The sequence below is a fragment of the Candidatus Zixiibacteriota bacterium genome (assembly GCA_040753495.1).
Classification (GTDB): Bacteria; Zixibacteria; MSB-5A5; order GN15; family PGXB01; genus DYGG01.
In genome coordinates, this window is the sequence record JBFMEF010000110.1 from 1 (window position 1) to 12,748 (window position 12,748).

Sequence of the window (12,748 nt, forward strand, 5' to 3'; positions counted from 1 at the left end):
TTTCGAATCAACGGCGGTTTTCCTGCTGCCTCTACCCTATCCGGCTTTTGACCGGGCTCTGACAGAAGTCTCCCGATTTACAGCCGCATTGCCGGTGGTGAAGGATGTGAACGAACGCGCGAAAGCCTGTGAAAGCATAACAGAGAAGATTCGACTGATATCTCCGGTGGATGCCCCTGCGGACTTGAGGGATAGAGATCTGTCAGGCATGGTCCCCAAAGAGTTGGTCTATTTTGACACTTTATCGGTTCGAATGCGCCGGGCGCTTGACGGTGGAGAAATCACGAAATTCGAGCAATTGACCAAGGAACTCAATACTCGCTTCCAAAACTTTCAGCGGATATATCTGGAGTAATCCGTTCGCTTATCGGATTCCAAAGATGCGCCTGAAAATGATTAGCGCTGTCAAGAAAAAAGCAGTTAACCTGAATATCGTGTGCCCTACTGCGGCGATTTCCCGTTTTTTGACGCATAGAAATCAATTTTGCCATGGCGGACAATTTCGCCGTCAATAGTATAGACAACATCTTCGGCAATATTGGTGGCGTGGTCGGCAATGCGCTCCAACTGCCGCGATACTGCCAGGAGATTTATCAGACAGTCCAACTTGTTCGGCTCTTTGAGAATCCCCTCCTGCACTTGGGCGTACATTTTACGGTGCATCTCGTCAACTTCGTCATCGGCCAGCATGACTTCGCGGGCAAGATGGGAATCCATATTAACCAGGGCATCAAGACTCTTGTGCAGCATTTCTTTGGCTTTTTCCGACATTCCACGGAAATCAAAAGGGATATCGATTCGCTCTTTGGTGGCAAGGAAAGCGGCCCGCTCAGCGATATTGACGGCCAGGTCGCCGATTCTTTCGAGGTCGTTGTTGATTTTAAGAACGGCGATGATGAAGCGCAGGTCAATCGCCACCGGCTGATTAAGAGCCAGCGTCTTGAGGCATTCCTCTTCCACTTCGACTTCCATCTGGTCGATCTCTTCGTCATTTTCGATGACTTTATTAGCCAGTTTGAGGTCACGCTCGCTTATGGCGCGGACGGCATGATGCACACTTTCTTCGACAATGGCGCTCAAAGAGAGTATCTTTTTCTTAATCAGGTCAACTTCGCGCTGGAAATGTCGGGTCATTTCGTCCCTTCCTTATCTCATCCGAAACGGCCGGTAATGTAGTCTTCAGTTCTTTTCAGCGACGGTTTGGTGAAGATGGTCTTGGTTTCGCCAAATTCAACCATATATCCTTCATAGAAGAAGGCGGTGAAATCGGAGATACGCGCCGCCTGCTGCATATTATGCGTAACAATCACAATTGTATAGTTATTCTTTAATTCGGCAATCAAATCTTCAATTTTAGAAGTGGAAATGGGGTCAAGGGCGGAGGCCGGCTCATCCATCAGGAGAACCTCGGGTCGGACTGCCAGAGCCCGGGCGATACAGAGACGCTGCTGCTGCCCGCCGGAGAGAAGATAGGCGCTGTGGCTCAATTTGTCTTTGACTTCTTCCCAGAGATAGGCGCGCCGCAAGGCATCTTCAACCGCTTCCTCCACAACCCGGCGGTCTTTAATCCCGTTAACTCTTAAACCGTAGGCGACATTGTCGAAAATCGGTTTGGGAAAGGGATTTGACTTCTGAAAGACCATGCCTACACGGGTGCGGATAGCGGAGACATCCTTAACATCTCTATAAATGTCGATGTCATCAAGGAGCACCGTTCCTTCCATGCGAGTGCCGGGGATAGTTTCGTTCATACGGTTGAGAGTCCGCAGGAAGGTCGATTTGCCGCATCCCGAGGGACCGATGAGGGCTGTAACCATATGTTCTTCGATATTCAGGGAAACATCATGAAGAGCCTGAGCGCTGCCGTAGAAGAAATTAAGATTTCTGACAGTCATTTTGTAATGACGCTCCGGTGACTTGGCGGCCGGTATCACGGAATCAGGTTTACTCCTCACGATTTTGTCGGTCTTCTCAAGCATTTACGCGCCTCGTTCTGATTCGGGAGCGGATAAAAATGGCGACGAAATTCAACAGAAAAGTCAAGATGAGCAGCACCAGTACGGTGCCATAGAGAATCGGCTTGGTTTTCTCAACATCGGGAGACTGAGTCGCCATAACATAAATATGATATCCTAAATCCATAAATTGGTCATTCAGTTGGGTCGGCAGGTAAGGCAGATAATATGCCGCCCCGGTAAACATGATAGGAGCCACTTCACCGGCTCCGCGGCTAATGCCAAGAATGGCTCCGGTGAAAATCCCCGGCATTGCCTGCGGTACGATAATACGAACAATGGTCTGAAGTTTGGTGGCACCGAGAGCATAACTGGCTTCTTTCAGCTCGCGGGGAATGGCGCGAAGCGCTTCCTCGGTAGAGACAATAACAACCGGCATAGTGAGAATGGAGAGTGTCAGGGCGGCCCAGATGATTGCCGGCTGACCCCAGACCGGGCGCCCCGGTTCATAAAAGATTGAATCGATGCCGGAGCCGATAAAGCCGACAAAAAAGCCGAGTCCAAAAAGCCCGAAGACTATCGACGGCACGCCGGCGAGGTTATTGACTGCCACCCGGATGAGACGGGTGGTTAACGAGTCAGGACGGGTATATTCGTGAAGATAGATGGCTGTCAGAACGCCAAAGGGGATGACAGCAATAACCATGAGGAAAACCAATGCCACGGTTCCGAATATTGCCGGGAAGATACCGCCCGCTTCCATCCCCTGTTCCGGAGGGCGGCTCAAGAAATCCCAGGAGATGATGCCTATTCCGCCGAGGATGATATTGAAAAGTATTACTGCCAGAATCAGCACAATGATAAGGACGGCAGTCAGGGTGAGACCGCGCGGTATGGTCCCCTTGGATTTGGGACCAAAATTGTACGGTGTAAATGAGGCGCTGGCGGCGGTAACACTTTCGCTTATGGAAGCCATTAGCTTCTCCCCTGCAATTTTTCTTTGAGGCGACTGAGAATGAAATCCCCGCCGAGATTTATGACAAATGTGAATATAAATAAGAGTGTCCCGATAAAGAAGAGCACATTATAATGCGGACTTCCAAAGACCACCTCAGCCAATTCGGCCGCAATAGTAGCGGAAAAGGTCCTGACTGATTCGGTGAAACCGGCGGAGATGATGGCGGCATTGCCGGAAGCCATCAGCACAATCATCGTTTCGCCTATGGCTCTTCCGAAACCGAGGACTACCCCGGCGGCAATTCCGGGCAGAGCGGCCGGCAGAACCATAGTGAAAGATACCTGCCAGGGATTGGCGCCAAGGGCAATTGCGGCATCCCGGAGAGACTTGGGAACAGCATTCATGGCATCTTCAGCGACGGTAAAGATTATCGGGATTACCGCAATGCCAAGGGCGACACCAGCGTTTATTGCGTTAAGACGGTAGGTGAAGCCGAATGTTTTCTGCAATGCCGTGGCAAGTATCACCAGAGCAAAGAAGCCGAGGACGACCGAAGGAAGCCCGGCCAGAAGTTCAATGACCGGCTTGATTAATTCACGCATTCTTCGGGAGGCGAACTCGGAAGTATATATGGCGGCGCCGACCGCCAGAGGCACGGCAAATAGCATCGCCACAATGGCGGCTTTTATCGTCCCGAGAAACAGCGGCAGGAGAGAATATTTGGGAACGGTGGAGTTGGGCTGCCAGGACCATTTCGGTTCTCGCCCTTCATAATAGACCTGTTTGTACAACATCTTGGAGAGACTGGCTTCTTCCTGAACCTCCCGGTCGGTGAAAATAGGCACGGCCTCCTTGAAGATGAAAGTAAATATGAGGAGGATGCCGATAAGAGCGGCGAGGGCATTCAGGGCGATGAATTTCTCGCCAATAAACTCTCGAAGTCTTGATTTCGGCTTAAATTGGTACTTTTCCATCAATTCCCACTTAATAATTTTGTGGGTGAGGTAACAGCCTCACCCACATTCAGAAAAAGAGGAGGGTCAAAGTCGAGTCCGATTCATTTAATCAGATTCTTTTCAGCAATTTCTTTGGGGAGCGGAATATAGTCAACTTCCTCCGCCACTTTCTGTCCTTCCGGAGAAAGGGCCCAGTTTACCAGCTCTTTGAGCTCGCCGGTAGGGACGCCATTGAAATACCAGTAGAGTTCACGAGATATCGGGTAGGAACCGCCGGAGACTGTTTCCATTGTCGGCAGAACCGCTTGCGAGCTGTCGTCCTTTTTTACGGCGCAGTCCTTGACTCCTTTTGCCCAGGCGATACCGCCGTAGCCGATTCCCCATTCATCCTTGGAAACGGCGTTGACAACGGCGGCGGTGCCGGGAAGAGTCTGGGTTTGGTCAGCGTAGTCCTCTTCATTGAGAACATGCTCTTTGAAAAAGGCATAGGTGCCGGAGTTATTTTCACGTCCGTAGAGGATAATTTTCTGGTCAGGTCCGCCGAACTCTTTCCAGTTGGTGATGACTCCGGTGTAAATACCTTTAAGCTGAGCCAGGGTAAGTTCTGCGACCGGATTTTTCTCGTGGAGGAAGACAGCAATTCCATCCAGCGCCACCGCTACTTCATGCGGGGTAACACCTTTATCCTTCGCCAATTTGTATTCCTTCTCTTTCATAGGACGAGAGGATTGGCAAATTTCGGTGGTACCATTTATAAGGGCGGCAATGCCGGTGCCGGAACCGCCCCCGGAAACCTGGATGACGGAGCCGGGGTTTTTCTTCATATATTCCTCGGCCCATTTCTGCCCGAGGCGAACCAGGGTGTCGGAACCTTTGATTGTAATATTGCCGGCCAGCGCGATGCTGAAAGTCGCCAGAACCAAACCGGCAATTAAAGCTATCCTTTTCATATTTCCTCCTGCGTAATATTCAAAATCTTAGAATTTCAAATCAGTATTGAGGCTTAAAAACTCATCACTCTTCTTCCCTGATTCCTGGTAATCAATCGTGCGATAATTAAGTGAGGCTTTAATATTCTTAGCCGGGGCGCACTCCATACCGAATATGTACATGCTGTGGCCATCATCGTCGATTTCAGTGTTATAGTCAAAAGCGTCGTATCGCCCGAAGAAATTGAGAGTGCGAAGCAGGGAATTCTCCCCCACGAATTTTCTCAGATGGAGCGAAGCTATGAAAGAGTGGGCGAACTGTGAAAGGTCGGCGATACCCTGACCCTGACCGAGCGTCTGCCAGTTGAGGTCCACACCGAGGTCAAAGCGGTCGCTATTCGCCAGCGAGCCGGCGATGGAGAATATCTTGCGGCCATAGTCTTCCCCTTCCAGAGAGTCGCCAAAAGCGATATTCTGGGTGCCGCTGTAAAACTGCCCGGCAAGAGCGCTATTGCCCCATTCCGGGTCGTCGGTAAAAGGCTTCAGGGCGAGGAAAAGATTGATATCTTTCTGCTTATTTTTCTCCACGACATCGGAATAGGACGCGCCGTTAAAAACAGACAAGGCCGCTTCGCCCCATTTTCCTTTCTCACCCAGTTTGAAATTGAAGGTCGCTCCGAGGTCGGCGGAGGAACGGAATTTGTTGAAGTCGCCAACGGTTCTGATTATGTAACGGCGTTTCCAAACGTTATTGTCAGCAAATCCGATATATTTCACAGATTGCAATCCCAGTATGACATTGAGGTAGCCGGAGGCAAATTCCGGCTGCCAGTCAAGATATCCGTACTTGAGAATTATGTAGTAACCGTTATCGACATCAGAATTCTTCTCTTTCAAGTCGAAAGTAATTACAGCCGAGGTGTATTCACTGATTTTTGATTTGGCGGTAATATATGAACGGTCCAGCCCGAATTTATTATAGCTGTCGGCTCCTTCCGTCATATTCAAGCTCCAGCTGCCGAATACCCGCCCTTCCAGTTTTGTTTCTGCCGCCAGCGGAGTAATTGTCTGCAGTGTGACCAAGAGCAGCGCTGTCATGAGTGCGTTTCGCAACATCTTTTTCCCTTCCTGATTTAATCTAACATTTTTGTCGGACTATTCATCTTCCCAGTAGTCAGATAGAAAGTCCATAATAACTCTCGCGGAATAAGAGAACCGAATCATTGTTAGGAATATGTTAGGGTTCTGTTAATACTGAATTATTTCATTCGGTGTTATCGTTTATTGGTTTGAGGCCGTTGTGGAAAACAGATTTGTCGTCGACAACAGCCACTGTGCAATGCAACTAATTGCGCGGCAGAATTATAGTGAACGCGCTTCCTTTGCCTACTGCGCTCTCGACATTAATCTTTCCTTTATGTGCCAGAACAATATGTTTGACAATCGCCAACCCGAGACCGGTCCCCCCCATAGCGCGGCTTCGCCCCTTATCAATGCGGTAGAATCGCTCGAAAATCCTTGAGATATGCTCCGATTCGATGCCGCAGCCCTTGTCGCTAACCGAAATATGAACGGAGGCTGAATCTTCCTTTGCCGCCACTGCCACCAGGCTGTTCGGCTCCGAGTATTTGATGCTGTTATCGATCAGATTGACGACCGCCTGTTCCAGAAGCGGCGCGTTCGCCATGACCGTCAGGTTTTCAGGGCAATCGAGCGACAACTCAACGCTTCTTTCCTTCGCTTTAATTTCGCATGCCTGGAGGCAGTCAGAAAGCAATTCTCTCAAGCCAAACTCTTCTAATTCCAGGGATGCGCGCTGGGATTCATCTTCCAAGCGGGAAAGACTGAGGAGGTCGGCGATAAGGGCATTGAGGCGGTCCACCTGTTTTTCTATAATTTTGAGAAAACGCTCCGCTTCCTCGGGATTCTTCAGGGCGCCATCAAGAAGAGTTTCCACAAATCCCTGGATGGTGGTAAGGGGGGTGCGCAGCTCATGGGAGACATTGGCGACAAAGTCGCGACGCATCGTCTCCAACTTTCTGATGCGGGTGACATCGTTCAAGACAATCAGGGCGCCAATGATATTTCCGTTGGCGTCACGCAGGGTAGCGCCATGCGCCTGCAGAAACTGCTCGGAGGCGCCGGGGATATATACTTCCCGTTCGACCGGCTGGGGACTTGCCAGGGCGCTCTTTACCGCCAGATTGAGGTCGTGGTTGCGGATAATCTCCGGCACGGTCTTCCCTATCGCCCGATTAAGGTCCACCCCGACAAGTCGTGCCGCCGCCTGATTCATGCTGATAATCTTTTCGTCGTTGTCAACCGCCAGGACTCCTTCCACCATGCTTGCCAGAATCGCTTCGCGCTCATTGCGCTGTCGGGTGATGGTGTTGAGCCGCTCGTTGATATTAGCCGCCATTTCGTTCATCGCCAGCGCCAGGGCTTCGATTTCTTCGGAATCTTTCAAATAAATCCGCGAACTTAGTTCCCCTCGGGCAAATCTGGCGGCGGTATCCCGGAGTTCTTCGATAGGGCGGCTGATTCGTCGGCTGAAATAAAGGCTGACCACCGCCACCAATACGGTAATAATTAAAAGCCCCAGAGCCATTCTGATTCTAATGCCGTTGATGGCGTCATTTATCGATTCGATAGAGACGGCGGCTCGAATTACCCCGATATTGGCGCCATTCCGGCGCAGCGGTTGTGCCAGATACATAAGGGTGTAATAAACGGTATTGCTGTATCGGATAGAGACGCCGGCGCCGGAGGTGAGCGCGTCCTGCACCTCGGGGCGGTTTGAGTGATTATCCATGTCGCTCGGGTTTTCCCGGCTGTCGCCGACTACTTTCCCGGAAGGCAGAATCATGGTGAAGCGGGTGGCTGAACGACGTCCCATCTCCTTACAGAGAGAATCTACGACGGCATACTGCCCGGCGGAGACGTGGTCGGCTATAAAACTGCCGAATAGCTCCAAACGGGAGCGCAGGCTCTCGCGGGTTTCGGCGAGCCAGGCCTTGCGGATTGTATTCTGGCCCAACCAGCCGACGGTTATCAGAATGAAAAAGGTGATAATCAAATAAGAAGGAAATAGACGCCAGAGGATTTTCTTGCGCGGCATCACTTATCCTTGAACCGGTATCCCACTCCCCGGACGGTTTCGATATATTTTCCGGCGGCGCCTAACTTTTTACGCAAGCCAACGATTTGAACATCGACCGAGCGGTCGGTAACGATGGTTTCTTCACCTCGAACACCATTGACTATCTCATATCGGGAATAAACCCAGCCGGGACGTCGGGCGAGGAAATGGAGAATGAGGAATTCGGTGAGGGTGAGGTCAATCGGCTTGTCTTTAACAAGCACTTCATGTCGGCCCGGGTTGATGGTAATTTCATGGATTTTCAACGATTCGAGGTTACCGGTTTTCTCTTTGGCTTTCCTGCGGAAGATGGCGCGGACGCGGGCGGTCAGCACCCGCGGGCTGAACGGTTTGACGATATAATCATCGGCTCCAACCTCAAGTCCCGTAATAATATCGGAGTCCTCACCCTTGGCGGTCACCATGATGACCGGTATCTGGGCGGTGGTGGCATCATGTTTGAGAATCTGGCAGACTTCCAGACCGTCGATGCCGGGAAGCATCAGGTCAAGAATGATTAATTTGGGGTGAGACTGACGCGCCGTTTTCAGGGCGGCTTCACCGGTGCCGACGCCGGTAACGTGATACCCCTCTTTGGTCAGGTTGTATTTGATTAACTGCAGAATATCTTCCTCATCTTCTACGACAAGGATATTTTCATGCGCCATAGTACCCTCAAATCTGATTGAAGAAGGGTTAAGTTTAAATTTACAGGAGGGAGATAAAGGAGGCAACTTAATAATGTCAAGACCCCTAACAAATTACTAACAATTATCTTTAACTAAGGCTCATGTGGGAGTTTGTCATTTGGGAAAATCTCCCGCTTTCTTCTGAATTTAGACCGCTTGATTTGGATAAATCGCGTGCTATATTAAGGTCTAAATGAAGCCGGTAAGCCGAGGAACGCACAAGAGAGCATGATTGCCAGCGAGATAACGGCTGCTTCGGGCAGAACTTTGCGCCATATCCTGCGCGCCCTGAGGCATCGCAACTACCGCCTCTTTTTCATCGGTCAGGGGATATCGCTAATCGGGACCTGGATGCAGCGGGTCGCCGTGTCGTGGCTGGTTTATCGGATGACCAATTCTCCGTTTCTTCTGGGGCTCGTGGGATTTTCCGGGCAGATGCCCACTTTCATCATGGCGCCCATTGCCGGCGCGCTGGCCGACCGCTGGGACAGAATGAAGATTCTCCTGGTGTCCCAGTATCTGGCAATGTTTCAGGCGCTGGCGCTGGCATTACTGGTTTTGACAGAAACGGTGGAGGTCTGGCATATCGTCGCGCTGGCGATAATACTGGGCGTAATAAACGGTTTCGAGATACCGACCCGGCAATCGCTGGTGGTCAAGATGATTGACAAACGGGAAGACCTGGGCAACGCCATAGCGCTGAATTCATCGATTTTCAACGGGGCACGCTTGATTGGACCGACCATCGCCGGAATTCTGATTGCCCTGGTTGGAGAGGGAGTTTGCTTCTTGATAAATGGTCTAAGTTTCGTAGCGGTGATTGCGGCAATAATGGCAATGCGGATTTCCGACAGCAAGAGCATCAAGAAAAACGCCGGTATGACAGAGGGATTGAAAGAAGGATTTACCTACGCTTTTGGTTTTGCGCCGATTCGGTCGATACTTCTACTCTTGTCTCTTCTCAATTTTATGGCGATGCCATTTACGGTGCTGATGCCGATATTTGCCAGAGATATTCTTCACGGAGGACCGAATACTCTGGGGTATCTGCTGGGAGCAACCGGATTGGGGGCATTGACCGGCGCCGTATTCCTGGCGGCGCGGAAAAGTGTGGTCGGTCTGGGGAAATGGATTGCGATTGCGGCAATCATCATGGGAAGCGCTCTGGCGGTTTTTTCGATGTCGAAAAATTTCATTCTGTCGCTGCTGCTTCTATATCCGACCGGATTCGGGATGATGGTGCATATGGCGTCAAGCAATACGGTGCTTCAGACGATTGTCGATGATGATAAACGGGCGCGCTTGATGAGTCTTTACGCGATGTCTTTTATGGGAATGACGCCCCTGGGAAGCCTTCTGGCAGGAACGATAGCGGGACGGATTGGCGCGCCCTTAACGTTGGCGATAGGCGGAATGATAACTGTTCTTGGGGCGTTGATATTTATGAGGAAACTTCCGGAGATGCGCAAACTGGTGCGGCCGATTTATCAGCAGAAGGGGATAATAACAGAGGTGGCGTCGGGGATTCAATCGGCGACGGAAGCTTCGGTTCCGCCCCGCGGAATCAGCAATTTTTGAGATTTGAATAACAGATGCGAAATCAGATCTCTGTTTTCCAAAAGAATAGGGGCGTTTTCCGTTTAATTTTCGTATAAAGGGAATGTTTGTAAGAATATTTTACTAATCGGAGCGCAACATGGACGGTGTAACAAGAAAAGAGATGATAGAGCAGTTTGGGCGGGGTTATGATGATCTTATCGATACTTTGATGGAGATTCCAAAGGAAGCCTGGTGGTTCAAATCATCTGACGACAAGTGGTCAATAAACGAGATTATAGTGCACCTGGTGGACAGTGAAACCCACGGCTATCTGCGCTGCCGGATGGCGCTGGCAGAATCGGGGCATCAGATTATGGCATATAATCAGCAGGAGTGGGCGGCGCGATTAGACTATAATGAGAAAAGTACCGAAGATTACCTGGAGTTGTTCAAATGGCTCCGTCTGACAACCTATGATTTGATAGCGGCGCTTCCGGAGAGTGAATGGGAGAAGTATTATATGCATCCGGAGAGAGGCAAAGAGACATTGGAGGGGTGGTTGACTATTTATGTTAATCACGTCAGCGGTCATATTCGTCAGATTAAGCAGAATTACGAGGAGTGGAAAGAAAGCTGAAAGGGCGCACTCCTGATGCCGAAAACTGCGGGGTTTTGAGCCTGCCGTTCAGATAGCCTATTGACCTGGCTATATCCTTTAACTTATCTTTATCGCCAACAAAATAGAAACCTAATAACAGGCGATAAGGATGACTCCACAAAATCTCGTAGAAAAAGTAGCCCAGCGGTTTGCCGTCGGGCTGGAAAAGGGGCATATTGTACAGGCGGGGGATTATCTTACCATCAGGCCGGCATATTGCATGACGCATGACAACACCGGCGCGGTAATCCCAAAATTCAAACAGATTGGCGCCACCAGAATCGCCAATCCTCGCCAGGTGGTAATCACGCTTGACCACAATGTTCAGGATAAAAGCGAGGAAAATCTCAAGAAGTATTCCAAGATTGAGCAGTTTGCCAGAGAAATGGGGCTTGATTTCTATCCGGCGGGCCGCGGGATAGGACATCAGATAATGTGCGAGGAGGGATATGCCTGGCCCGGAACAATGGCGGTGGCATCAGATTCGCATTCTAATATGTACGGCGGTCTGGGCTGTCTGGGAACGCCTATAGTCCGGACCGATGCGGCGGCAATCTGGGCGACCGGCAAGACCTGGTGGCAGGTGCCGCCGGTGGCGAAGGTGGAACTGACCGGAAAGTTAATGCCGGGGGTAACCGGAAAGGATGTCATCATTACTCTCTGCGGTCTTTTTAACAAAGATGAAGTGCTCAATTTTGCGCTCGAATTTGGCGGCGATGGGGTAAAGTCTCTTAATATCGACCAGCGCTTGACTATCGCCAACATGACCACCGAATGGGGAGCGCTGGTGGGATTGTTCCCGATTGATGAGGTTACCATTGAATGGCTGAAGCATAGAGCGGAATATATTGCCAAACGAGGATTGGCGGGGGTGCCATCGGACCAGGACGGTAAAGGGGTTCATCCGCGCCTTAACAAAGCGCGCATTGCCGAATTGGAAAGAGAACCGCTTCAGGCAGACCGACAGGCATACTATGCAAAAGAGCTGAGTCTCGAACTATCTACGGTGCAGCCGTATGTTTCTGGTCCCAACAGTGTCAAAACAATGACTGCAGTCGGCGAAATCCGCAAACAGAATATCAAGATACAGAAGGCGTATCTGGTATCCTGTGTGAATAGTCGATTGGAAGATATCGCCGAGGCGGCCGCAGTTGTGCGCGGCAAGAAGGTGGCGGCGACGGTGGAATTTTATATATCGGCGGCCTCGAGCGAAGTCCAATCGGAGAGTGAAAAGCGGGGAGACTGGCAGACGCTTCTGGAAGCCGGGGCAATACCGCTGCCACCGGGATGCGGACCCTGCATCGGATTGGGCAAAGGATTGCTTCAGGATGGTGAGGTAGGGATTTCGGCAACCAACCGGAATTTCAAAGGGAGAATGGGTTCGCCGAAGGCGCAGGCATATCTGGCGTCTCCGGCGGTGGTGGCGGCATCGGCAATATCGGGGCGGATAGATTTTCCGTATGAGGGGGATCCGGAACTGCCGGAAGGGAAAATAGCGGTCAAGGAAAAACCGGCTGCCCCTCCACAAGAAGTGCGCATTATCGATGGTTTTCCGGAATCAATTACCGGCGAGTTGATTTTCTGTCATCAGGATAATCTGAATACCGATGGAATATATCCCGGGAAATATACTTATATCGACGACTTCACCCCGCGGCAGCAGGCTTCGGTGGTAATGGAAAATTACGACCCGGAATTCGGAAAGATAGTAAAAGAGGGAGATATTCTGGTGGGGGGATTCAATTTCGGCACCGGAAGTTCTCGCGAGCAGGCGGCGACGGCGCTGAAATACCGCGGGCTTAGCTTGGTGATAGCCGGGTCATTCTCTGAAACCTATAAAAGGAACGCCATAAATAACGGTTACCTGGTAATTGAAGCCCCCGAGCTGGTTTTTGATTTGAAAAAGAAATTCGGGACGTCAAAGC

The 12,748-nt window shown here is 50.7% G+C and carries 12 protein-coding genes; 4 read left to right on the top strand and 8 right to left on the bottom strand.

Annotated features, from left to right (window positions below; all coding sequences use genetic code 11):
* Positions 1–355: hypothetical protein (locus AB1690_07160; protein ID MEW6015084.1), on the top strand; the 355-nt coding region annotated here is incomplete at its 5' end.
* Between the two features lie 86 nt (positions 356–441).
* Here the strand turns inward: AB1690_07160 and phoU are convergent.
* The 8 genes from phoU to AB1690_07200 all read right to left on the bottom strand — a co-directional run bounded on the left by phoU (position 442) and on the right by AB1690_07200 (position 8,605).
* Positions 442–1,134, bottom strand: a complete 693-nt coding sequence (gene phoU, locus AB1690_07165) for a phosphate signaling complex protein PhoU (GenBank protein MEW6015085.1) — start codon at positions 1,132–1,134, stop codon at positions 442–444.
* A 17-nt stretch (positions 1,135–1,151) separates the two neighbouring features.
* Positions 1,152–1,895 carry a phosphate ABC transporter ATP-binding protein PstB gene (pstB, locus tag AB1690_07170; GenBank protein ID MEW6015086.1) on the bottom strand — a complete coding sequence of 248 codons (744 nt, stop codon included), beginning with the start codon at positions 1,893–1,895 and terminating at the stop codon, positions 1,152–1,154.
* Between the two features lie 76 nt (positions 1,896–1,971).
* Complete coding sequence (gene pstA / locus AB1690_07175) at positions 1,972–2,931, bottom strand: phosphate ABC transporter permease PstA (GenBank protein ID MEW6015087.1); 960 nt, start codon at positions 2,929–2,931, stop codon at positions 1,972–1,974.
* Positions 2,931–3,887, bottom strand: coding sequence for a phosphate ABC transporter permease subunit PstC (gene pstC, locus AB1690_07180; protein MEW6015088.1), 957 nt, complete (start codon positions 3,885–3,887; stop codon positions 2,931–2,933). Before pstC ends, pstA begins: the two co-directional genes overlap by 1 nt.
* Before the next feature lie 83 nt (positions 3,888–3,970).
* Positions 3,971–4,819, bottom strand: a complete 849-nt coding sequence (locus AB1690_07185; GenBank protein ID MEW6015089.1) for a PstS family phosphate ABC transporter substrate-binding protein — start codon at positions 4,817–4,819, stop codon at positions 3,971–3,973.
* Between the two features lie 27 nt (positions 4,820–4,846).
* Positions 4,847–5,914, bottom strand: a complete 1,068-nt coding sequence (locus AB1690_07190; GenBank protein MEW6015090.1) for a hypothetical protein — start codon at positions 5,912–5,914, stop codon at positions 4,847–4,849.
* 229 nt (positions 5,915–6,143) lie between these two features.
* Positions 6,144–7,916 (bottom strand): two-component system histidine kinase PnpS, encoded by a 1,773-nt coding sequence (gene pnpS, locus AB1690_07195; GenBank protein MEW6015091.1) that lies wholly within the window; start codon positions 7,914–7,916, stop codon positions 6,144–6,146.
* On the bottom strand, positions 7,916–8,605 hold the full coding sequence (locus AB1690_07200) for a response regulator transcription factor (GenBank protein ID MEW6015092.1): 690 nt from the start codon (positions 8,603–8,605) through the stop codon (positions 7,916–7,918). The genes pnpS and AB1690_07200 overlap by 1 nt, the downstream gene beginning before the upstream one ends.
* Positions 8,606–8,854: 249 nt before the next feature.
* Between AB1690_07200 and AB1690_07205 the strand changes: the two genes are divergently transcribed.
* The 3 genes from AB1690_07205 to lysF all read left to right on the top strand — a co-directional run.
* Positions 8,855–10,204, top strand: coding sequence for an MFS transporter (locus tag AB1690_07205; GenBank protein ID MEW6015093.1), 1,350 nt, complete (start codon positions 8,855–8,857; stop codon positions 10,202–10,204).
* Positions 10,205–10,322: 118 nt separating this feature from the next.
* Complete coding sequence (locus AB1690_07210) at positions 10,323–10,802, top strand: DinB family protein (GenBank protein ID MEW6015094.1); 480 nt, start codon at positions 10,323–10,325, stop codon at positions 10,800–10,802.
* 130 nt (positions 10,803–10,932) lie between these two features.
* Positions 10,933–12,748: homoaconitase (gene lysF, locus AB1690_07215; protein MEW6015095.1), on the top strand; the 1,816-nt coding region annotated here is incomplete at its 3' end.